Genomic DNA, 20,595 nt, shown 5'->3' on the forward strand with positions numbered 1-20,595 from the left:
GGTCAGCCGGTCAGCCGGTCACTCGGCGGCATCCGGCACGAACACACCCAACCCCTGGTGGCCGTACAACTCTCCGGTCTCGATCAGGATCGTGATGGCCTGCCGCACGGTCGACTGACTGCCCACCTGATACAGGTCAGCCAACTCCTTGGTGGAGGGCAGCTTGTGTCCGGGTGGCCACTCGCCATCGGCGATGCGCCGCCTGATGTCGGTGATGATCCTGCGGTAGTGCGGTTCGAACCGGCGCGGTGTGGACATGCAGGTACTCCCAGCTAGGCATGCCCATCTGATCACGAGGCCCGGAGAAACCTCAAGCGCATCGTTGACTTTACCAGCATTATCGGTAAAGTTTCCCACGGGAGCACCCAGCTAGGCACTGGTCGATCCCCCCGGCCGGGCGGCGCGGATCTCCACCGGAATTCGCGCTGTCCCGGCACCCCACCATGCGAAGGAGACGCGGTGTGACGGATGCGGAGACGAGTTCGGAGGTACCCGTCGCCAGCGCGATCTGGGCGGTCGAGCAGGTCACCGGTGAGTTGCGGGAGGCGTACCTCGGGGTGGCCGCCGCCACCGTGCTGCTGGAGCGCGTCGGCGCGGGCTGCGCCCATCCGGCGATCAGGCTGGCCCGGCGCAGCGGCGAGGACGCCCTCGACCTGGCCGGGGACGCGGAATTCCAGGTCAGCGACGGGATACGTCGGCTGCGCGTCGCCGCCGGCCACCGGGAGACCGCCACCATCGGCGGGCTGGTCGAGGCGCTCGACGGTGTGCGGGACCGGTTGGGCACGGCGGCCGATCGGATCGGGCGGCTACCGGCCCGGCTCACCGCTGCCGGGCAACAGCTCTCCGACGCCGGCCGGACCGACGACCCGGTCACCGGCACGACCGTTCGGCAGTGGCAGGACGGCGCCGAACGCCTCGCCCTGATGGCGGAGAGCCTGACATCGGCCGCTGCGGCGCTGTCGTCGTACACCGAGGGGTTGACCGACGGGGGTCGACCACGGTGACCGAGCCGCACTGGATCATTCACCTGCCCACCACGCTGACCAGCGTGGACGAGGCCGCCGCGCTGTCCATGGCGTTGCGCCGCTCGCTCGGTCACGTGCTGGCCATCGACTTCGGCGAGACCACGCTGTCCGAGGAGGACCGGCAGTCGGTGCGTACCCGGGTCTGGTGCGACGCCCCGCTCCCCCGCTCCCGACGCTGCCTGCTCCCGGTCGCCCATTCCGGCCGCTGCCACTGACAGATCTTGGTACGGAACCGCCCTCGGAGGGGCACTCCCGTACCAAGATCTCGGGCGCGCGGCGGCTCAGGCCGGGACGGAGGCGTTGCGGGTCGCCGGGGTGGGGGCGGCGGGGGCGGTGCGGCGGCGGGAGATCAGCGCGTCGAGCGCCCAGGTGCCCGGGCCGAGCACCGCGACCAGCAGGAACGACCAGCAGAAGAGCGCGGCCAGCTCGCCGCCGTTCTTCATCGGCAGCAGGCCGTGCGGCTGGTGCACCACGAAGTACGCGTACGCCATCGAGCCGGAGGCGAGCAGTGCGGCGGGCCGGGTGACCAGGCCGACGAGCACGAGCACGCCGCAGACGAGCTGGATCAGCGCGGCCCACCAGCCGGGCCAGGTGCCGACGGGAACCGCGCCGCCGGTGGCCGGGTTGCCGCCGAGTATGCCGAAGATCGACGCCGCGCCGTGGAGCAGGAAGAGAAAGCCGACGACGATGCGGAACAGGGAGAGCACGGGACCGTTCAACTGCGCCGGGACCATGGGAAACCTCCTGGGACGGGTGTGGGACGACGTCCAGGATGGTCGGCATAAACATTGAAGGTAATAAATTCCTTGCTGGCGGGACAATCTCATGGGAACGCTCCCATGATATGGAAGTCGGGTAGCCGACAGGAAGACCTCGGACCGGTCGGAGTGTGGCGGCGGTGCACTAGCGTGCTCATTGCTCCCCAGTGGACCTTCGGGAGGTGAACGGTGGGATCGGAGCGGGTCACGCTGGTGGCGGTGTGCGCCGAGGAGGCCGCACAGCCGCTGGTCGACACGCTGACGGCGCGCGGGGTCGCGGCGCAGGCGTCCGGGCGACGCAACCTCGACGGGGCCGCCGTCACGTCGTGGATGGTGGTCGCCGGGGTGGCGTTGAAGATGGCGCCGGACATCCTGCGCGCCCTGGCGGAGCTGGTCAGAGAGTTCCGCGTCGGGCGGGTCGAGATGAACCTGGCCGAGCGTACCTTCGCCGTCGACAACCCGGGTCCGGCGGACATCGAGGAACTGTTGCGCCAGTTCCGGGCCGCGACGGAGCTGCCGGCGGGCGACGACGCGGCGGACCGACCACCGGATGCTTGACGACACCGTCCTCGACCACGTCGTACGGTCGCAGGTGGGTGCCGCCGTCCGGACGTGGCGGCACGAGCGCGACGGTCACAGCCCGATGAACGTGGTGCTGGACGTGGTGGACGAGGTGATCGGCCACCCGTACGCGGTGTACTGGGTCGACGGTGACGTGCCGGAGATGTTCTCCCTGCCGGGCCTGGACCCGTCGGTCGTGCTGTTCAACACGCGGTACCTGGAAATGATCGGGCACCTGCGGGAGATCGTGACCGCCCGCCACCTGTCTCCCGAGCTGATGGCGGAGGTGGCCGAGCAGGTCAGTCTGCGCATCATCGCCGAGCTGGCCCTCCGGTACGGCGATCCGGGCCTGGCCTGTCACCTGCTGGTGGAGTCGCTGCCGGCCAGCACGACCTACCACCCGCCGGTGACGCTCAGGGATCTCGAACGCACACCGGTCGGCCACCACTACATGTCCGTGTGGTTCTACCCGCTGCTGCACGAACTCGGCCATGTCCACGCCGTCACCCACCCGCCGGGGCGGCCGGAGCCGGCCGACGCCGCGGAGCACCTCGATCGGCTCATCGACGAGGTGACCCGCGGGTTGTTCGCCGCCGACCGCCACGACGACGTCCGGGAGTGGCGTCGCCGCAGATCGCGGCCCGACTCGCTGGACCACGGGGTGCTCCGGGAGGAACTCGACGCCGACATGTTCTCGGCGCAGGTGCTGTACACAGCCACCGCCCGCGTGCTCCAGCGCGACGGCACGCCCGACGCGTTCCGCGCCGACCAGCTCGCCGGCGAGATCCTGCTGATGTTCGGCCTGATGCAGTTCATGAACAGTTGCGTCATGGTCGCCCGCTACGGGGCCCGGCTCGGACGGGAGGCGATCGACGCGTTCAACGTCGTGGCGCACAGCGTCCGCCTCAACGTGATGATCGACTTCCTGTCGGTGCACCTGGCTTCCGGCGGTCGCCCCGTGCGGGGCGCCGACCCGGCGGCCGTCGAGGAGATGCACGCCGCCCTGCTGGCGATGCACGCCCGGATGAACGAGCAGTTCACCGCGTTCGAGGTGGGGCATGCGCGGGCGATGCGGCACAGCGTGCTCCCGGAGGAGCGAGGGCTCAACGTCTTCGACCGCTTGGCCGAGGCGTTCACGCACGAGGCGACCGCGGCCGTCATCCGGTCGGAGACCGAGCGGTTCCTCGATCTGGCCCGGACGCTCGACGTCCAGCACCCGGACCTGGACCTGCTCGCCGCGTTCGTCGCCCGGCCCGCCGACGCGGCGGAGACACTCGACCGCCAACAGCGCGTCTTCCTGGTCCCCTGGGTGACCGGCGAGGGCGTCGACCAGCCGTTCGGCCTGCCCGCACACGATGAGCTGGTGGTCTTCGTGTTCGCGACCCAACGCGCCGTCGAACTATTCGCCGAGGAGTGCCGCCCGATGCTCGCACCCGGCCTCGACCTGAAGCTCGCCGCCTTCGTCAGCCCCACCAACCAGAACGTGATCACGCTGCTGTTCCAGCTCCTGCCCGAGCACCGGCCGCACATCGAGGTGGTGTTCCAGGACAGCGACGCGTTCACCGAACGCTTCCGCCAGCTCGGCGACGGCACGTTCTGGCCGCCGGAGTGACGGCCCCTCAGCTCGTGATGTCCTTGCGGGTGAAGCGCCAGAAGGCGAGCCCCCAGAACAGCGTGGCGTAGACGACCGCCGAGATCGCGCCCTTGACCACGTCGTCGGTCTGCATCGGCGACGACAACAGCCCCAGCCAGGCGCTGCTGTAGTGGGTCGGCAGCAGGTTGCGCAGCCCGCCCAGCGCGGTGATCTGGTCGAGGATGCTGGACAGGATCCAGAGCAGCACCGCCCCACCGACCGCGCCGAGCGCCGCGTCCGTGGTCACCGAGAGCAGGAACGCCAGGCCGGCCACCACCAGCAGCACCACCGCCAGGTAGCCGAGCACGCCGACCAGCCGCAGCAGTCCGTCCGCCGGGGCCAGCTCCGCGGAGACCTGGCTGCTCAGCGGCTTCCAGCCGTAGCGCAGCGTGCCGGCGAGCAGCGCGGTGCCGGCCAGCAGGACCAACGCCAGACCGGAGTACGCGAGCGCGACCACCAGCTTCACCGCCAGCAGCCGGGCCCGGGGCACCGGCACGGCCAGCAGGTAGCGCAGGCTCCCCCAGCTCGCCTCGCTGGCCACCGTGTCCCCGCAGAACAGCGCCACCACCACGACCAGCAGGAACGACGCCGACACCAGGATCGAGAACAGGGTGAAGTTGAGCCCGCCCGAGGTGGCCAGGTCGGCCAGGCTGGCGAACTCGCCCCGCCCACCGCCGTCGTCGTCCCCGGAGTCGAACTGGAACGCCACCAGGATGATCAACGGCAGCAGCACCATGAACCCGAGCGCCAACTGGGTACGCCGCCGCGACGCCTGCCGCCGGAACTCCGCCCCGAACGGCATCGTGGCCGACGGCCGGTAGCCGTCCGCCGCGCCGCCACTGTCCTTCGACGCCACCGAAGTGTCCACCATCACCGGTCACCGCTTCCCCGAGAGTTCTCGCCGACCAGGGCGAGGAACGCGTCCTCCAGGCGGCGCCGGGGCACCACCCGGTCCACCCCGATGCCGGCCCGGACCAGTTCGGCCACCACGTCGCGGCGGGCGGTCCCGTTGGTGTCCACCACCAGCCCGCCGTCGGCATCCGGCAGCACCCGTACGCCGTCCAGCCGGTCCAGCACGGTCCGCGCCGCGTCCGGGTCGCTCACCTCGAACAGCACGCTCGGCGACTCGCCGACGATCTCCTCGACCGGGCCGGACGCCACGATCCGGCCCTTGTTCACCACCACCGCGTGCGTGCAGGTCTGCTCCACCTCGGCCAGCAGGTGACTGGAGACCAGCACCGCCCGGCCGTCGGTGGCATAGCGCTGGAGCACCCGGCGCATCTCGGCGATCTGCGGCGGGTCCAGCCCGTCCGTCGGCTCGTCGAGCACCAGCAGCTCGGGCAGGCCGAGCATGGCCTGCGCGATGGCGAGCCGCTGCCGCATGCCGTGGCTGTACTTCTTCGTCCGCCGGTGCACCGAGGTGCCCAAGCCCGCGATCTCCAACGCCTCGTCGAAGTGCGCGTCCGCCCACGGCCGCCCGGTGGCCCGCCAGTACGCCTTCAAGTTGTCCAGCCCGGACAGGTGCGGCAGGAAGCCCGGCCCCTCGACCAGCGCGCCGATCCGGGACAGCACCGGCGAGCCCGGCACCAGCCGGTGCCCGAACACGTAGATCTCGCCGGCGGTGGGCTGGGTCAGCCCCATCAGCACCCGCAGCGTGGTGGTCTTGCCGGCGCCGTTCGGCCCGAGCAGGCCGACCACCTGCCCGGGGTGCACCTCGAAGTCCACGTCGGAGACGGCGACGAAGCCGTCCGCGTACTCCTTGCGCAGGTTGCGCACGGCGAGCGGAACGCCCGCGTACTCCGGGTGGATGGAGCGGTCCTGGCGGCGGTGCCGGCGGCGGGCGAGCAGCACGACCACGACGAGCCCGACCGCGATCGCGGCGAGCAGGCCGGCCAGCACCCAGCGCCAGATCGCGGCCGAGGTGGGGATGGGCGCGGCGTCGACGGTGGGCAGCACCAGCGGGCCGTCGCCGAGCGCCACGGTGTGCACCGCCGGCTCGGCCGGCGTGGCGTACGCCTGGTCGGACGTCGCCACCACGAGCCGCAGCCGGTGCCCGGCCTCGATCCGCCGGACGATCGCCGGCAGCGTGACGGTGACCGGCGCGGCGGCGTCGAGCGTCGGCGGCAGGCCGGTCAGCCGCACCGGCGCGACCAGTCCGTCCGGCAGCGTCGACGCGCCCTGCGGGTCGACGTCGTAGAGCTTGACGAAGAGGACCGCCTCGCCGGTCCGCGAGGCGGCCCGGATCCGCACGGTCGGCGCGCCGACCACGTCGACCGGGTCGTCCAGCGGCGCGGACTCGAAGCGGGCGTGCTGGCCGGGGATGTCGCCGGCCACGCCGTCCAGCAGCGAGCCGAGCGCGCCGGCGAACGGCACCGCGGAGATCGCCGCCGGGTTGCCGTTCGGCGGTACGGCGACCGGCTGGGCCGGGCCGGTCAGCGCCACGTCGCGGCGCTCCTGCCCGGCCACGCCCGGGTAGTCGTCGGTGCGGTAGCCGGTGGCCACCAGGCCCCGGTCCAGCGCGTCGAACCCGGCGATCCGGGAGAACGTGAACGTGTCGCCGGGTGCCGCCCCCTCGCCCTTGACGTAGTGGTCGAGCCACTGCGCGGTCAGGAACTTCACCCGGTCGGAGTCGGACGTCGGGCCGGCGCCGCCGTCGTGGCCACCGGTGAACCAGGCCACCCGCACCGGCGTGCCGGCGGCGGCGATGCCGCGCGCGTTGGCGTCCGCCTCGGTGAGCGGGAACAACGTGTCCGCCTCGCCCTGCACCAGCAGCGTGGGCGCCTTGATCCGGTCCAGCACGCCGGCCGGCGACGAGCGGCGCAGCAGCTCGACCGCGGCCTGGTCGGCGCGACCCGTGGTGGCGATGCGCAGGTACGCGGCGCAGACGTCGGCGGCGAACCGGCCGCAGGACGGGTCGGCCGCGCCCCCCGGGGCCCGGCCGGAGCCGCTGCCCGGTCCCGCGCCCGGCTGCGGGCTCGCCGGCCCGGGCGAGGTGGGCGCGCCCTCCGGCGCGGCGGCGGTGGCGCCGGAGAGCCCGGCCGGCCCGGAGCCGGCGTTGCCGCCGCCGCCGAAGAAGATGCCGGCCCAGCCCTTCTTGAACACGCCCTCGGTGGGCGGCTTGCCGGCGCTCTCCGGCAGGAACGCCCGGGACAGGTCGTTCCAGGTGATCATCGGGACGATCGCGTCGACCCGCTTGTCCTGCGCGGCCAGCAGCAACGCCAGGCCGCCGCCGTACGAGCCGCCGACCACGCCGACGCGCGGGTCACCGGCCGAGTCGAGACGCACCTCGGGGCGGGCGGCGAGCCAGTCCAGCAGGCGCTGGCCGTCGCGTACCTCGTGGTCGGGGCTGTCCAGGTGGATCTGGCCGCCGGAGCGGCCGAAGCCGCGGGCGGTCCAGGTGAGCACCGCGTAGCCCCGGGCGACCAGGTCCTCCGCGTCCGGGCGGACCGACTCCTTGGTGCCGCCGAAGCCGTGCGCCAGCAGCACCGCCGGCACCCGGTTGGCGTCGGAGGCGTCGTCGGGCAGGTAGAGCGTGGTGTCCAGGTCGACCGGCTCGGTCCCGTCCGGCCCGGACCGCACGGTCAGCAGCGCCGCCTCGGTCCGGAAGTCCGTACCCTGAGGGCGGACCGCCCAGACCAGCGCGGCGGCGACCAGGACGACCACCAGCACGGCGGCGACGATCCGGCGCGGACGGCCGGCCAGGGCGCGCCGAACCCGCGCGACGGGTGATCTCATGCGGCACACGGTACGGGCCGCCGGCTGAGCGTTCCCTGAGATCCGCCGTACGTTCGTCCGGTTGCGCCGTTCGGCGCGTGCTGCCCGTCGTCCGCAGAAGGTCCAGAGCGTCCCAGCGGGATGTATTCGGATCACGTGAATTTACATCTACAGCCGCAAATCAGTGCTCAAGGCGCGACTCGACGACCCGATCGGACGCTGCGTGGCGAACAACTCGACGGTCGGTCACCCCGGACGAACTGACGTGAAACCGACTGCGCGCCCCAGGTTCGCACCCCGCCCGGTTCGACTAATTTTCCGGTCCGGTGCACGGGACTGCTTGCGGCGACCTCCCGGGGCATCGACCGCCCCGCCGTCGCCGGAGGAGACAGACCATGACAGTTCCCGCGCCGCGGGTGCGTCGGCGGCCCTCCATGTCGGGCCGTGTCCTGCCCCTGCTGCTGGCGCTGGCGCTGGTCGCCCCGCTCGGGCTGCTCTTCGCGCTCGTCGACGGCACCACCACGGACGACCACGACCTGGCGTCCCGGGAACGGCTGGGGGTCCGCTACCTGCGCGCCCTCGGGCCGGTCACCGACGCGTTGGTGGAGGCCCAGTCCACCGCCGTGGCCGGGGCGCCGGTCTCCCGCGCCTCGCTCAACGCCGCGATCGAGCAGGTGGCCGCCGTGGACACCGCCGTCGGCGACGAGCTGCGCAGCCACGAACGCTGGGCCGGGCTGCGGGCGAAGCTCGAAGGGCTGCCGGACCGGGGGCTCGCCGACCCCGAGGCCGCCTACCAGGCGTACGGCGAAGCCAACGACCTGCTGCTCGCGCTCTACCGGAAGGTACGGGAAAGCTCCGGCCTGATCCGCGACCCCCGGTCCGACTCGTTCTTCCTCCAGGACGGCATCGGCGGCGACCTGCCCACCGCGATGGTGCTGGCCGGTCGGCTCGCCGACCTGGTCCGGCTGGCCGCCGCGCGTCCCGCCGCCGAACGTGCGAAGACCGGCATCGAGCTGGCCGAACTGCGGTCGTCCGCGTTCGGTCCGGCCAACGACCTGGTCGCCGACCTACGCACGGCGGTGGACAGCTCGGAGAGCACCGACCTGGGCGCCAACGTGCTCACCCCGCTGGACGCCTACCAGCGGTCGCTGGAGGCGTTCACCGCCGCGGGCGGCGGCCGGGCCGCGCCGAACACCGCCCAGCTCACCGCCGCCGGCCTCGCTGCCCAGTCCGCCGCCAAGCAGCTCCGCACCGTCATCCTCGACCAGCTCGACACGTTGCTGGAGGAACGGGTGGACGCGCTCGACCGGGACCGGCTGCTGGCCCGGATCGCGGCCGGCGTGACGGTGGCGTTGCTGGTCGGGCTGGCCGTGACGCTGCTCCGGCGGCCCGCCGCCGAGGCACACCCGACGCCCGCCGACGCCGCACTGCCCCCGGCGGTCCGACCGGACCCGACGGCCGCCGGCCGGAGCCCCGACCGCCAGCCCGTCGCGGTGGGTCGGGGCGTCGAGGCCGAGCGGTGGAGGCCGTTCGATGCTGCTCACTAGGTTGCGGATCCGGGGCAAGCTCGCCCTGCTGGTGATCATTCCGCTGCTCAGCATGGTCGGGCTGGCCGTGCCGGTGGTCGTCGACCGGGTGGCCGCCGCGGGCCGCGCCGCCGACACCGTGGAGACCGTCCGCGTCGCCAGCCGGATCGGCAGCCTGGTGCAGGACCTCCAGCAGGAACGTCTGCTCTCGATCGGGTTGCTGCTCGGCCGGGTGACCCGCACCGAGCTGATCCAGAAGTCCGCCACCGTCGACGACCGGGTCGCCGACCTGCGCGCCGAGTCGCTGCCGACGCCGGTCCACGAGTCCCTCGACGGGGTACGCCGGCTGGCCGACGTCCGGACCGCGACGCTCGCCGGCCGGGCCACGCCGGAACAGATCCTGAACACCTTCGCCCGGGTCGACGTGGCGCTGATCGAGGCGCTGCGGCTGCCGTTCCGGGTGGACACCGACACCTCGGCCGGGCGGCAGGTGCTCGCGCTGGACGCGCTGCTGCGTACCGACGAGGCGCTGAGTTCGTGCGCCACCCAGATCGTGCTGGTCCGCGCGACAGGTGAGCCGCGGGTCGCCGCCTCGTACATCGCCTGCATGGCGGCGCTCGACGTGGACAACGACCGGTTCCGCAAGCTGATCACGCCGGAGCAGTTGAAGCTGGCGCTGCTGGACGACGCGGCGGTGGCGGCCCGGACCAGCCAGACGTTCCTGCGCGACAGCATCCGCGACCCGGTCGCGGCGATCGCCCCGCTGCCGCTGGACGCGCTCTTCCCCTCGGTCCGCTCGATGATCACGCTGGGCCAGTTCGTGGAGAAGAAGGTCGTCGCGGACGTCATCGCGGAGACGCGTACCGAGGAGCGGAACGCGCTGACCACGGCCTGGCTGGTCGCCGTGGCGGCGGCTGCGATCCTGCTCCTGGTGGTGCTGCTGAGCATGACGGTGGCCCGTACGGTGTCCCGGCCGCTGAGCCGGCTCACCCGGTCCGCCGAACGCGTCGCCCGGGTCGCCGAGGCGGAGCTGACCCGGGTGGCCGACGACGAGACCGAGTCGGTGCCGCCGGTACGCCTCGACCCGGTCGACATCCGCGCCCGGGACGAGCTCGGCGACCTGGCCCGCGCGTTCGAGCGGGTGCAGCACACCGCCGCCCGGCTGGTCGAGCGGCAGGTGGCCGGCCGGCGCAACGTGGCGCAGATGTTCGGCCACGTCGGCCGGCGTACGCAGAACCTGGTCGGTCGCCAGATCGCGCTCATCGACCGGCTGGAACGGCAGGAGGTCGACCCGGGCCGGCTGGAGCACCTCTACCGGCTGGACCACATCTCCAGCCGGCTGCGCCGCAACGCCGGCAGCCTGGTGGTGCTCTCCGGGGCCACCGGTTCGGACGGTCACGTGGCCCCGGTCCCGCTGGCCGACGTGGTCCGGCTCGCGCTCGGCGAGATCGAGGACTACACCCGGGTCGACGTGCAGGTCCCGCCCGGCGTCTCGGCCGCGCCCGCGATCGCCGGCGATCTGGTGCTGGCGCTGGCCGAGCTGATGGAGAACGCGACCGCCTTCTCGCCGCCGCACACCCGGGTCGTGGTGGCCGGCGAGCTGACCGACTCAGGCGCCCGGCTCACCGTGGTGGACCACGGCATCGGCCTCACCGAGGAGCGGCTCGCCGAGGAGAACGCCCGGCTCACCCGCCGGGAGCGGCTCGACCTCGCGCCGACCGAGGTGCTCGGACTCTTCGTGGTGGGCCGGCTGGCCCGCCGGCACGGCTGGGCCGTACGGCTGATGGCGACCGCGGGCGGCGGGATCACCGCCGGTCTGGAGATCCCGGCCGCCTCGCTGGTGATCCGGCGGCCGGAGACGGCCGGAACCGCCGTGGCACGGGCCGCCGCGCCGACCGTGGAACGGCCTCCGGACCCCGCGCCGGTGAGCCGCCCGGCCCGGCCGGCCGCCGGCGAGCCGGCGGGCTTCGACGCGGCGCTGCTGAGCCGCGCCACCCGCAGCATCTCCAGCGGCGACTCCTGGAACGCCTTCGGCCACCTGGGGGACGACGCCGAGGTGCCCGACGCGCCGGCCGCGACTGCAGGCGCCCCGACCGCGACCGCCCCGACGGCACCGGTCGCTCCGACGGCACCGGTCGCGCGCCGGGAGACCCCGGACCCGGCCCGGGACCGCCCGGCAGCCCTCGACGAGGCGACGGACCGGGACCGCGCGGCGAACGCCGGCCGGCCGGTCGCGACGTCGGCTGTCACCGGGCCACCGGTCGAGGACTTCCGCTTCCCCACCGGCGGTCCGCCGCCCGCCTGGCCGCCGGCCACCGCACGGTCCACCACGCGGCCCACCGGCCCGGCGACACACCCCGCCGGCACCACCCCGCCGACACCGGTCGTCGGCCCGGCACCGGCCGCTCCCCCGGCCGCCGGACCGACGACCGGCCCCACCCGCACCCCGCCGCCGCGCGGGCCACTGCCCGCCGCGCCAGGTCCGGTCGGATCGACGACCGGCCCCGCCTACACCCCGCCGCCGCGCGGGCCACTGCCCGCCGCACCGGGTCCGGTCGGCCGGCCGGCCGGACCGCCCGGAAACCGGCCGATCCGCAAACGGGTGCCCGGCGCCAACCTGCCGCCCGGCCCGATCACCGGACCGGCCGGACCGGTGATCGGGCCGCCGTTCGGTGTTCCGGACGACCCGGCCGCCGTCCGCGCCCTGGTGGAGGCGTTCCAGGACGGGGTACGCCGGGCCGAGGACGACGTCGACCCGACCGACCCGGCACCCGCGCGGCCCCGACTCAGCCGGCGCGTCCCGGGGGCGAACCTGGCCGTCTCCGCGGTGCCGCCCGCACCCCCGGCCAGCTCCGACCCCGGCGACCCGGTCGAGGTCCGCGACCGCATCACGGAATTCGAGGCGGGCGTCGCCCGTGCTCTGCGCGAAGTCAGTACCGACCACCGCTATGAAGAGGATCCATCACGGTGACCAGCCCGTACCTGCACGACAACGTCGAACAGAGCGCGACCGGCGACCTCAGCCCCGAGGCGCGCACCTTCAACTGGCTGCTCGACTCGTTCACCTCCAGCACGGCCGGGGTGATGGAGGCGATCGCGGTCTCCTCGGACGGGCTGCTGATGGCCATGTCCGCGATCAAGGACCGGTCCAACGCGGAACGGCTCGCCGCCGTGGTCTCCGGCATGACCAGCCTGGCCGGCGGCGCCGCGAGCTGGTACGCGCTGGGCGGGCTCAACCGGGTCATCGTCGACATGGCCGAGGGCTACCTGCTGATCAGCGCGATCAGCAGCGGCTCGGTCCTCGGCGTGGTCGCCGACCGCTCGGCCAACCTGGGCACCGTGGCGTACGAGATGACGCTCTTCGCCGGCCGCGCCGGCGGCGCCCTGAGCCCCCGCCTGATCGCCGAGCTGAAGAACGCCGTCCAGCAATGATCCCGGGGGTCGCCGGCGAGGACCCGGAGCCGGAACCCGGCGTCCGGATCCGCCCCTTCCTGCGCGCGTCCGCCCCGGGTCCGGGACCGGACGCGGGCGACGGGGAGCAGCCGACCGGCCCGCGTCCGTTCGTGCTCACCTCGGGACGGGTGGACGGTGACCCGGCGATCAGCCTGGAGACCCAGGTGACCGCGCGGCCGGGCAGCGGCTCATGGGCGGTGACCGCCCGGCTGGCCCCGGAACTCGCGGCGATCGTCGCGATCTGCGTCGAGCCGGTGTCGGTCGCCGAGATCTCCGCCCGGACCCGGATGCAGTTCGGCGTGACCCGGGTGCTGGTCGGCGACCTGCGCGCCGCCGGTCACCTCGACGTGCACGTCGCGGACGTCGACGACGCCCTCGATCCCGATCTCATCCTGCGAGTGATTGATGGACTTCGTGCGATCTCCTGAATGGCGGGCGTCCGCCCCGGGCGGGCCGGCCGCGAACAGCGTCCCCACCCGCTACGGCAACCCGGCCCCGCTGATCGGCCGCGCCACCCCACCGCCGCCGACCGGGCCGCCGCTGCCGTACCGGCCGCCCGGCGCACCCGGCGAGCCGGCCCCGATCGTCGGCCGGGTGCCCGCGCCACGTCCGCCGATCCCGGTGAAGATCCTGATCGCCGGCGGTTTCGGCGTCGGCAAGACCACCACGGTGGGCGCGATCTCCGAGATCGCGCCGCTGACCACCGAGGCGGAGATGACCACCGCCGGGATCGGCGTCGACGACCCCGACGGGGTGCCCGGGAAGACCACCACCACGGTGGCGATGGACTTCGGCTGCGTGACCATCGACCGCAGCCTGAAGCTCTACCTCTTCGGTACGCCCGGCCAGGCCCGGTTCGGCTTCATGTGGGACGACCTGGCCCGGGGCGCGCTCGGCGCGCTGGTGGTGGTGGACAGCGCCCGGCTCGACGACTGCTATCCGGCGATCGACTTCTTCGAACGGGCCGGACTGCCGTTCGCCGTGGGCGTCAACGCCTTCGACGGGCGGCTGGCGCTGGACCTGCCGTCGATCCGCTGGGCGCTGGCGATCGCCGAGCACGTGCCGCTGGTGCAGTTCGACGCCCGGGACCGGCTCTCCGTACGGGACGCCCTGCTCGTCGTCCTGGACCGGGCGCTGGACCGGGCGACCCGGTCCCGGGAACGCTGAACCGCCAGCCGGTTCGGCCCGTGCTCTGCGAAAGGGTGGACGCGATGAGGGGTGATCTGGACGAGACACTGGCCCGGCTGGCGCGACGCGAGGAGGCGCAGCGCCGACGCGTGCCCGGCGAGCCGGTCGAGCACGCCGACGCGGGCAGGCCCGCCGAGCACGCCGAGCCGGGCACGCCCGGCGGGGTCGAGCCGGTGGAGGACCGGGCGGGGCACGGCGCGTACCGGCTGCGGGGCGGCCACGCGTCACCGCGGCGGGACCCGGTGGAGGAGGTGGCCGAGGCGGTCCGGCGGGTGGTCGCCGCGCATCGCGGGCTCGCCGTGACGCTGCGGGTGGAGCTGGGCGATCAGGCGTACCCGATGCGGGTCTCCTGGGCCGGGCCGGAGGTGACGGTGGGCCCGGCGTCCGCACCGGCGCCACCGCCGACCTGGCCCATGTCGGTGAAGACGGTGGCCGCCCCGGGCCACGACCCGCGCGCGACCGATCCGGCGGCCCGGCTCGCCGAGCTGATCCGCCGCGACCCCTCGCTCCTGGACGGCCCGGACCCGCGCTGACCCCGGCGGGCCGTGGTGCCGGCGGCTACTGTCGGCGGGTGGCGGAACCCGACCTGACCCTGACCGCGAGCCTGCGGCCGGCCGCGCTGGACGCCCGCCGTGGCGTCGTACGCCTCCACCCCGAGGTGCTGACCGCGTTGGCGCTGCGGCCCGGCGACCCGGTGCGGCTGACCGGCCGCCGGGTGACCGCCGGCATCGCCGCCGCCGCCGACCCGGGCACCAGCAGCGCCCTGCTGTACGCCGACGACCTGCTGCTCGGCAACCTCGGCCTGCGGGCCGGCGGCCAGGTCGCGGTGAGCCCGCTGCCCTGCGCCCGGGCGGGCCGGGTCACGCTGGCCGGCCCGGTCGCGGTGACGGCCGCGGTCCCGCCGGAGATGCTGCGGCTCGCGTTGCTGGGCAAGATGGTCACCGCCGGCGACGACGTCTCGCTGCTGCCCCAGGACGTGCTCCCGGACGCCGCCGTGCGCGGCCTGGTCGAGGCGGCACGGCACAGCCTCGCCAGCTCCGTCGGGTACGCCTGGACGAGCACGCTGCTCAGCGTGGTGGCGGCCGAGCCGGCCACCGGCGCGCTGGTCACCATGGACACGGTGGTGGCCTGGGAACACGGCCCGGCCACCCACGGCCCCGCCGCGTCCGGTTTCACCGGCCCGACCGGCTCCACCGTTCCGGCCGGCCCGGCGGTCTCCGGTGACGCGGTCGGTCCGCGCGGCCGGTCCGGCTCCGGCGACTCGACCGGTTCGGCCGGCTTCACCGGCTCGACGGGCTCGGCCGACTCGGGTGGCTTCACCGGCTCGGCCGACTCGACGGCTCCGGGAGCCGACGGCCTGCTCGGGCCCGAGGACGCGCCCGACGTGGACGAGCTGCCCGGCCTGCGCGCCCAGGCCGAGGAGCTGACCGAGCTGCTGGACCTGGGTTTCCACCACCGCGAGGTGCTGGGCCGGCTGGGCACCACGGTCGCGCTCGGCGTGCTCGTCGAAGGCCCGGCCGGCTCGGGCAAGTCGTCGCTGGTCCGCGCCGTCGCCGCCCGGGTCGGCGCGCGGGTCCGCCCGATCTGGGCCCCGGAGCTGGCCGCGCTGTCGAACGACGCGGCGGCCCGCCGGCTGCGGGAGGCCGCCGTGACGGTACGCGCGGGCGGGCCGGCCGTGCTGCTGGTCACCGACGTGGAGGCGCTCGCCCCGGCTGACGACCCCGGCCCGCTGGCCACCGTGTTCCGCCAGGTGGTCGCCGAGACGGTACGCGCCGGGGCGGCGGTGGTCTGCACCACCGGGCGCCCCGAGGCGGTGGACCCGGCGTTGCGCGGGCCGGACCTGCTGGCGCTGCGGATCAGTGTGCCGCTGCCCGATCCGGCGCTGCGCCGGGAGCAGTTGACGGTGCTCACCCGGCAGGTGCCGCTGGCCGGTGACGTCCGGCTGGACGAGGTGGCGGCGCGTACCCCCGGTTTCGTCGCCGCGGACCTGGCCGCGCTGGTGCGGGAGGCCGGGGTGCGGGCGGCGCTGCGGCAGAAGACGGCGGAGACGCCGACCGTGGCGATGGCCGACTTCCTCGCCGCGCGGGAGGTGGTCCGGGCGACCACGATGGCCGCGTCCACGCTGGAGCTGGCCTCGGTGACGCTCGACGACGTCGGCGGCCTGCACGAGGTCAAGCAGACGTTGACCGAGTCGGTGCTCTGGCCGCTCACCTATCCGGACACGTTCGCCCGACTGGGCGTGACACCGCCGCGCGGGGTGCTGCTCTACGGCCCGCCCGGCTGCGGCAAGACCTACCTGGTCACCGCGCTGGCCGGCTCCGGGCGGGCGAACGTGCTGTCGGTGAAGGGCGCGGAGCTGCTCTCCAAGTGGGTCGGTGAGAGCGAACGCGCGGTCCGTGAGCTGTTCCGCCGGGCCCGCGAGGCGGCGCCCACGCTGGTCTTCCTGGACGAGGTGGACGCGCTGGCGCCGGTCCGCGGCCAGGCCACCGACGGCGGTACGACCGATCGGGTGGTGGCCGCGTTGCTCACCGAACTGGACGGGGTGGAGGCGCTGCGCAACGTGGTGGTGGTCGGCGCGACGAACCGGCCGGAGCTGGTCGACCCGGCGCTGCTGCGTCCGGGCCGGCTGGAGCGCCTGGTCTACGTGCCGCCGCCGGACGGGTCGGCCCGCGCGGAGATCCTCCGGGCCACGGCCCGGGACGTCCCGCTCGCGCCGGACGTGGACCTCGACGCGCTCGGCGCGGAGCTGGCCGGCTTCTCCGCCGCCGACTGCGCCGCGCTGGTCCGGGAGGCGGCCCTGGCCGCGATGCGCGAGTCCCTGACCGCCAGCACCGTGACGGCGTCACACGTGGAGTCGGCCCGCGCCCGCGTCCGCCCCTCTCTGGACCCCGTCCAACTGGCCCACCTGGAGTCCTACGCCCAGACCCGCCCCTGACCTCACCGCCCACGACCCATCCACCCGTGTCGTCCGACTAACCGCGGTCCGAGATCTTGGTAGAAATCGGCCCTCATGGGGGCCCTTTCGTACCAAGATCTCTCCTGCTCCCATCAGGCAAGACGGCTCGCCCACCTGGCAGAGGCAGCCGCACCGCGCACCAGCCAGGCGGCACGCGCACGTGGAACACCACTCGATCAGCTCGATGTCGAGCAGGCTGATCCGGATGTCACCGGCGATGACGATGCCCCGGTCGAGGACACGTTCCAGGATGTCGCCGAGCCACCGCAGGCGGTGCGTTCCAGCGCGCTGCCCGGCTGGTCAACCGTCGCCACGCTCATTCGCCACGCTCCTCACGGCGACGCCGGACAACCGGCCGGCGGGGTGCCTCGGGAGCACGCCGGGCCCGTTCCTCGCGCGGTTCCCGCTCCTCGCGCTGCGGGCGACGGGCCCGCTCCGGCTGCCGGCGGCGCGGCGGCGGCTGCTCCTCCACCGGCTCCTCGTCGTACTCCTCGTCGTCGAAGTCGTCGCCGGCGTCGTAGTCGTCGTACTCCTGTTCCTCCTCCTCGACCGGGCGGCGCCGCTGCGCCGGACGGCGGCGACCACGCTCGGCGGGCTCCTCGTCACGGCCCGGTTCCGCCTGCGCGCCGCCCTCCTGCTCCTCCCGGAGCGCGGTCTCGTGGTCCCTGACCACCTGGGAGTCCTGGATCTCGCCGCGCCAGCCCTCGACGGAGTCCGGGTCGAGCACGGTCTCGGTCATCACGTGCCGGACGAAGTGCTTCAGCTCCAGCCGGACCCGGCGGCCCTGCGCGCGCCACAGGTTGCCGGTGTGCTCGAAGAGGCCCTGCGGGTGGTACTCCAGCACGACCAGGATGCGGGTGAGTTCCGGGGCGACCTCGTGGAAGCTGACCGTGCCGTCGACCGAGCCCTTCTCGCCCTTGGACCGCCAGTGGATGAGCCGGTCCGGGATCTGCCGGACGATCGTCGACTCCCAGGTGCGGTGCGACCAGAGGACCTGCGCCTTCCAGGTCATCTGGTCGTCCTCGTCGTTGTCGGCCTGCTCGACCTTCTTCATGAAGCTCGGGAAGTCGCCGAAGGTGGTCCACTGGTTGTACGCGACCCGGACCGGCACGCCGACCTCGATGGTCTCCACGATGTTGGTGACCTTGAGCTTCTTGCCGCCGCCCTTGCCACCCTTGCCGCCACCGAACGCCGACATCAGCTTCTCCTTACCGCCGGCCAGGCCGGCATGGAACATGGCCTTCAGCGGGGAGTGGCCGTCGGCGAGCTTCTGCGCGCCGGTGGCCGCGGCGACCAGGCCGGGGCCGCCGCCCTGCTTCGCGTACTCGCTGAGTCGCCCGGTGGCACCGGTGACCCGCTCGGTCACCACCTGCACGGCGCGTTCGCCGATCGCGGCGGCGAGGTTGCGCAGCTCGCCGCCGATCTGGTCGCGGGCCCGGTCGGTGAGTCCGGTGGGGGGCATGGTCACCGCCCCCGTCGCCGGCGCACGGGGGCCGGCTGCTCGTCATAGTCGGCCTCGTCATCGTCGGCCCCGGGCTGCTCGTCCAGCTCCGGCTCCTCGTCGGGCGCCGACCGCCGGCCGTCCGCCGGCTGCTCGCCGGACCCGGCGGAACGACGGCGCAACGAGTCGGCGCCGCCACGCAGCCGGCCGCTGACCGCGTCGATGCCGCTGCCGGCGGCGGCGGTCGCGGCGGCCCGGCCGGCGGTGACCAGCGGCGCGCCGAGCCGGGAGAGGTTGGCCAGTTGCGGGTTCGACCCGAGCAGGCCCGTCGCCATCTGCTTGAGGCCGCCGGGATTCTGGCTGGCCCGGCCGGCGGCCACGGCGGCGGCCAGGGTGAGGGCCGTCCGCAGCTTCCTGCGCCGGCCGAGGACATATCCGAAACCGACCGCCAGGGCGATCCGAGCTCCGCTCTTCATCAGTTCTCCTTCGCTCCCCGGCGGAAGGGACACCTCATGCGTGGAGCAGGCCCGGTAAACAGCTGCCGAGGATCAGCGAAAAGGGGGCCTGTGGCCGGTGTCCCGCATCAGCGGACCCGGCGGGCAGTACCCGCCCCGCCATTCACAAAACATTTCTTCGGCGAACTGGAAGCGCTGCCCAGAATGGGCGAAACCTCGCAGTGAAACGCGAAGGAGCAGGGAGTACGCGCGAACGTTGTCGCGCGGCAAGCAACGGCCTCAGTGGGTCGGGAGGGCCGAATCCAGACACATCCGGGCGAGCAGTTTCCCGCCTTCTTCGTGCAATTCCGCACCGCATTTGCGAAGGACGGAAATGGCCCCGGCATTGTCCGGCGTCGTATCGGCGACGACCGTGCGCATGCCGGCCGCCGCAGCGGCGTGCAGCAGCTCCCGCAGCGCGGCGGCGCCGAGCCCGCGCCCGCGCGCCGACCGACCCAGCCACATCCCGGTCTCCACCGTTCCCGGCTCGTCCCGACGGGTCATCCGCACCATGCCGACCACCTCTCCGCCGGACACGATCGCGTACATCAGCGTGCGGGTCGGGCCGTCCAGGCCGCCGAAGCTGGCGCGGTGGAACTCCCGGAACGCGTCCCGGCGGGCCAGCGACCAGCCGGCCGGGGCGTCCACCGGAGGCATGACGTCCTCCGGTTCCGCCTCAGCCGCCGCTACGGAGAGCAACGGTTCCAGGTTCCGCTCGTCCACCGGCTCCAGCCGTACCGCACCCGTCACCAGCCGGAGTCTGCCGGCCGTTCCGGCGCACGTCCACCCCTTTGCCGACTCATTGCCGGTACGGCGGAGCGGGTCGACCGGTCGTACCCCCGGGGTGTTCCGCCTCACGCTCCGTTGTCATCCGACCGGTTCTTCCGGCGTGAGCGTGCTCACCTCAGGGGCGCGAACTCACAGAGCGCCACCGTGGCGTCGTCGGTCCGCTTCCGGCGGCGCAACCGGTCCGGGTGGTCCCGCTCGGCCGCCCGGACCCGGTCGACCAGTCCTTCCGGCCCTTCCACGGTCACCACCTCCAGGAGGCCGGCCCAGTCGAAGAGGCCGAACTGCTCGACCGCGCACGACGCGCCGTCACTGAGCAGCACGGCCCGGCGCAGCGCGTTCGGCCCGCGCAGCGGCACCGTCCCGGTCACCGCGTGGTACGCCGCGTCCGGGTCGCCGGCCGCCGCCCAGTAGCCGTGACTGCGGTTCATCCGGGTGCGCTGCACCGTCACCGCGCGCCGGAACCGGGTCGCCGGGTCGACCCCGCCGTCGGGCAGCGCGGCGGCGGTCCGACGCAGGTCCGCCAGCGCGTCCGCCAGCCGGTCGTCGGTGACCACGTCGATGCCGGCGCCGGTGTCGAGCACCAGTGGGCTGTCGCAGAGCACCAGGTAGTCGACCTGGTCACCACCGCAGCGCAGCAGACAGACGGTGGACGACGGGGTGCCGGGATGGTCGAGGTCGCAGGTGTTGCCGTGATCCGCCCGCACCGCCAGGATCGCCGCCGCCAGGCTGCTCATCAGCGTGGCCGCGGGGCGGGCCGCGGCCGCCAGGCCGATCCGGGCGGCCAGGTGCCGGACGTACCACGCCGGGCCGTGCACGCAGCCGGTGTCGAAGCCGTCCGGCACGGTGGCCCCGTCGAGGACGCCGACGAGCGGGCCGAACCGGAAGACCACGTCCTCGTTCTCCGGCCGCCCCGGGGCCGGATCGGACGCGGAGCGCACCCGCATCATCGGCGCCTCACCGACCGGCCGGGCCGTCCCGCTGCCGGTCGCGTACCGGCGGTCCGGTGCCCCCATCGCCCCACTCCCTCCGTCGCCGCCCGCCGCCTTACCCGGCCGGC

At 74.0% G+C, this 20,595-nt stretch carries 20 protein-coding genes; 11 read left to right on the plus strand and 9 right to left on the minus strand.

What is annotated here, in order from left to right:
• Positions 1 to 18 precede the first annotated feature (18 nt).
• The gene (locus C8054_RS26155; protein ID WP_107161339.1) at positions 19 to 258 is read right to left on the minus strand and encodes a winged helix-turn-helix domain-containing protein; all 240 of its coding nucleotides are present in this window, start codon (positions 256 to 258) and stop codon (positions 19 to 21) included.
• A gap of 203 nt (positions 259 to 461) precedes the next feature.
• On the opposite strand from C8054_RS26155, the gene C8054_RS26160 reads away from it, so the two are divergent.
• Together C8054_RS26160 and C8054_RS26165 are read left to right on the plus strand one after the other, a co-directional pair.
• Positions 462 to 1,004 (plus strand): hypothetical protein, encoded by a 543-nt coding sequence (locus tag C8054_RS26160; RefSeq protein ID WP_107161342.1) that lies wholly within the window; start codon positions 462 to 464, stop codon positions 1,002 to 1,004.
• Positions 1,001 to 1,240, plus strand: a complete 240-nt coding sequence (locus C8054_RS26165) for a hypothetical protein (protein WP_107161344.1) — start codon at positions 1,001 to 1,003, stop codon at positions 1,238 to 1,240. The genes C8054_RS26160 and C8054_RS26165 overlap by 4 nt, the downstream gene beginning before the upstream one ends.
• 66 nt (positions 1,241 to 1,306) lie before the next feature.
• Here the strand turns inward: C8054_RS26165 and C8054_RS26170 are convergent, their stop codons facing one another.
• Positions 1,307 to 1,759 carry a DoxX family protein gene (locus tag C8054_RS26170; protein ID WP_107161346.1) on the minus strand — a complete coding sequence of 151 codons (453 nt, stop codon included), beginning with the start codon at positions 1,757 to 1,759 and terminating at the stop codon, positions 1,307 to 1,309.
• A gap of 213 nt (positions 1,760 to 1,972) precedes the next feature.
• Here C8054_RS26170 and C8054_RS26175 point away from each other — a divergent pair, with 213 nt between their 5' ends.
• Both C8054_RS26175 and C8054_RS26180 read left to right on the plus strand, forming a co-directional pair.
• A complete protein-coding gene (locus C8054_RS26175; RefSeq protein ID WP_107161349.1) occupies positions 1,973 to 2,341 on the plus strand; it encodes a hypothetical protein in 369 nt (122 codons plus the stop codon).
• Positions 2,334 to 3,956 carry a hypothetical protein gene (locus C8054_RS26180; RefSeq protein WP_107161351.1) on the plus strand — a complete coding sequence of 541 codons (1,623 nt, stop codon included), beginning with the start codon at positions 2,334 to 2,336 and terminating at the stop codon, positions 3,954 to 3,956. Before C8054_RS26175 ends, C8054_RS26180 begins: the two co-directional genes overlap by 8 nt.
• A 7-nt stretch (positions 3,957 to 3,963) precedes the next feature.
• Here the strand turns inward: C8054_RS26180 and C8054_RS26185 are convergent, their stop codons facing one another.
• Positions 3,964 to 4,848, minus strand: coding sequence for an ABC transporter permease (locus C8054_RS26185; protein WP_107161353.1), 885 nt, complete (start codon positions 4,846 to 4,848; stop codon positions 3,964 to 3,966).
• Positions 4,848 to 7,712: an alpha/beta fold hydrolase gene (locus C8054_RS26190; protein WP_107161355.1), complete on the minus strand. Its 2,865-nt coding sequence runs from the start codon at positions 7,710 to 7,712 to the stop codon at positions 4,848 to 4,850. Before C8054_RS26190 ends, C8054_RS26185 begins: the two co-directional genes overlap by 1 nt.
• Before the next feature lie 374 nt (positions 7,713 to 8,086).
• On the opposite strand from C8054_RS26190, the gene C8054_RS26195 reads away from it, so the two are divergent.
• Genes C8054_RS26195 through C8054_RS26225 form a run of 7 tightly spaced genes read left to right on the plus strand, consistent with a single transcriptional unit; the run spans position 8,087 to position 16,793 of the window.
• Positions 8,087 to 9,238, plus strand: coding sequence for a hypothetical protein (locus C8054_RS26195; RefSeq protein WP_107161358.1), 1,152 nt, complete (start codon positions 8,087 to 8,089; stop codon positions 9,236 to 9,238).
• The gene (locus C8054_RS26200) at positions 9,225 to 12,188 is read left to right on the plus strand and encodes a nitrate- and nitrite sensing domain-containing protein (protein ID WP_107161360.1); all 2,964 of its coding nucleotides are present in this window, start codon (positions 9,225 to 9,227) and stop codon (positions 12,186 to 12,188) included. The genes C8054_RS26195 and C8054_RS26200 overlap by 14 nt, the downstream gene beginning before the upstream one ends.
• Complete coding sequence (locus C8054_RS26205; RefSeq protein WP_107161362.1) at positions 12,185 to 12,649, plus strand: roadblock/LC7 domain-containing protein; 465 nt, start codon at positions 12,185 to 12,187, stop codon at positions 12,647 to 12,649. The genes C8054_RS26200 and C8054_RS26205 overlap by 4 nt, the downstream gene beginning before the upstream one ends.
• Complete coding sequence (locus C8054_RS26210) at positions 12,646 to 13,098, plus strand: DUF742 domain-containing protein (RefSeq protein WP_107161364.1); 453 nt, start codon at positions 12,646 to 12,648, stop codon at positions 13,096 to 13,098. The genes C8054_RS26205 and C8054_RS26210 overlap by 4 nt, the downstream gene beginning before the upstream one ends.
• Positions 13,076 to 13,837: an ATP/GTP-binding protein gene (locus C8054_RS26215; protein WP_199199924.1), complete on the plus strand. Its 762-nt coding sequence runs from the start codon at positions 13,076 to 13,078 to the stop codon at positions 13,835 to 13,837. The genes C8054_RS26210 and C8054_RS26215 overlap by 23 nt, the downstream gene beginning before the upstream one ends.
• Before the next feature lie 44 nt (positions 13,838 to 13,881).
• Positions 13,882 to 14,391 carry a hypothetical protein gene (locus tag C8054_RS26220; protein WP_107161366.1) on the plus strand — a complete coding sequence of 170 codons (510 nt, stop codon included), beginning with the start codon at positions 13,882 to 13,884 and terminating at the stop codon, positions 14,389 to 14,391.
• A gap of 38 nt (positions 14,392 to 14,429) precedes the next feature.
• On the plus strand, positions 14,430 to 16,793 hold the full coding sequence (locus tag C8054_RS26225) for an AAA family ATPase (protein ID WP_107161368.1): 2,364 nt from the start codon (positions 14,430 to 14,432) through the stop codon (positions 16,791 to 16,793).
• On the opposite strand, the gene C8054_RS33285 is transcribed toward C8054_RS26225, so the two are convergent.
• From C8054_RS33285 to C8054_RS26250, 5 genes are all read right to left on the minus strand, one after another.
• Positions 16,701 to 17,084: a gas vesicle protein gene (locus C8054_RS33285; protein WP_306766829.1), complete on the minus strand. Its 384-nt coding sequence runs from the start codon at positions 17,082 to 17,084 to the stop codon at positions 16,701 to 16,703. The two genes, C8054_RS26225 and C8054_RS33285, sit on opposite strands and share 93 nt — an antisense overlap.
• Positions 17,085 to 17,130: 46 nt before the next feature.
• Entirely contained in the window at positions 17,131 to 18,276 is a 1,146-nt protein-coding gene (locus C8054_RS26235; RefSeq protein WP_107161436.1) for an SRPBCC family protein, read from the minus strand.
• 2 nt (positions 18,277 to 18,278) lie between these two features.
• Complete coding sequence (locus tag C8054_RS26240; protein ID WP_199199925.1) at positions 18,279 to 18,731, minus strand: hypothetical protein; 453 nt, start codon at positions 18,729 to 18,731, stop codon at positions 18,279 to 18,281.
• A gap of 258 nt (positions 18,732 to 18,989) precedes the next feature.
• Positions 18,990 to 19,499: a GNAT family N-acetyltransferase gene (locus tag C8054_RS26245; RefSeq protein WP_107161370.1), complete on the minus strand. Its 510-nt coding sequence runs from the start codon at positions 19,497 to 19,499 to the stop codon at positions 18,990 to 18,992.
• 149 nt (positions 19,500 to 19,648) lie between these two features.
• Entirely contained in the window at positions 19,649 to 20,551 is a 903-nt protein-coding gene (locus C8054_RS26250; RefSeq protein ID WP_107161372.1) for a hypothetical protein, read from the minus strand.
• Positions 20,552 to 20,595: the final 44 nt, after the last annotated feature.

Source organism: Micromonospora sp. RP3T (genome assembly GCF_003027925.1).
GTDB lineage: Bacteria > Actinomycetota > Actinomycetes > Mycobacteriales > Micromonosporaceae > Micromonospora.

Excerpts from the sequence above, each read along its gene's own strand:
- C8054_RS26155 (WP_107161339.1), bottom strand. The coding sequence starts at position 258 with ATGTCCACACCGCGCCGGTTCGAACCGCACTACCGCAGGATCATCACC.
- C8054_RS26170 (WP_107161346.1), bottom strand. The coding sequence starts at position 1,759 with ATGGTCCCGGCGCAGTTGAACGGTCCCGTGCTCTCCCTGTTCCGCATC.
- C8054_RS26180 (WP_107161351.1), top strand. The coding sequence starts at position 2,334 with ATGCTTGACGACACCGTCCTCGACCACGTCGTACGGTCGCAGGTGGGT.
- C8054_RS26185 (WP_107161353.1), bottom strand. The coding sequence starts at position 4,848 with ATGGTGGACACTTCGGTGGCGTCGAAGGACAGTGGCGGCGCGGCGGAC.
- C8054_RS26190 (WP_107161355.1), bottom strand. The coding sequence starts at position 7,712 with ATGAGATCACCCGTCGCGCGGGTTCGGCGCGCCCTGGCCGGCCGTCCG.
- C8054_RS26195 (WP_107161358.1), top strand. The coding sequence starts at position 8,087 with ATGACAGTTCCCGCGCCGCGGGTGCGTCGGCGGCCCTCCATGTCGGGC.
- C8054_RS26200 (WP_107161360.1), top strand. The coding sequence starts at position 9,225 with ATGCTGCTCACTAGGTTGCGGATCCGGGGCAAGCTCGCCCTGCTGGTG.
- C8054_RS26210 (WP_107161364.1), top strand. The coding sequence starts at position 12,646 with ATGATCCCGGGGGTCGCCGGCGAGGACCCGGAGCCGGAACCCGGCGTC.
- C8054_RS26215 (WP_199199924.1), top strand. The coding sequence starts at position 13,076 with ATGGACTTCGTGCGATCTCCTGAATGGCGGGCGTCCGCCCCGGGCGGG.
- C8054_RS26220 (WP_107161366.1), top strand. The coding sequence starts at position 13,882 with ATGAGGGGTGATCTGGACGAGACACTGGCCCGGCTGGCGCGACGCGAG.
- C8054_RS26235 (WP_107161436.1), bottom strand. The coding sequence starts at position 18,276 with ATGCCCCCCACCGGACTCACCGACCGGGCCCGCGACCAGATCGGCGGC.
- C8054_RS26240 (WP_199199925.1), bottom strand. The coding sequence starts at position 18,731 with ATGAAGAGCGGAGCTCGGATCGCCCTGGCGGTCGGTTTCGGATATGTC.
- C8054_RS26250 (WP_107161372.1), bottom strand. The coding sequence starts at position 20,551 with ATGGGGGCACCGGACCGCCGGTACGCGACCGGCAGCGGGACGGCCCGG.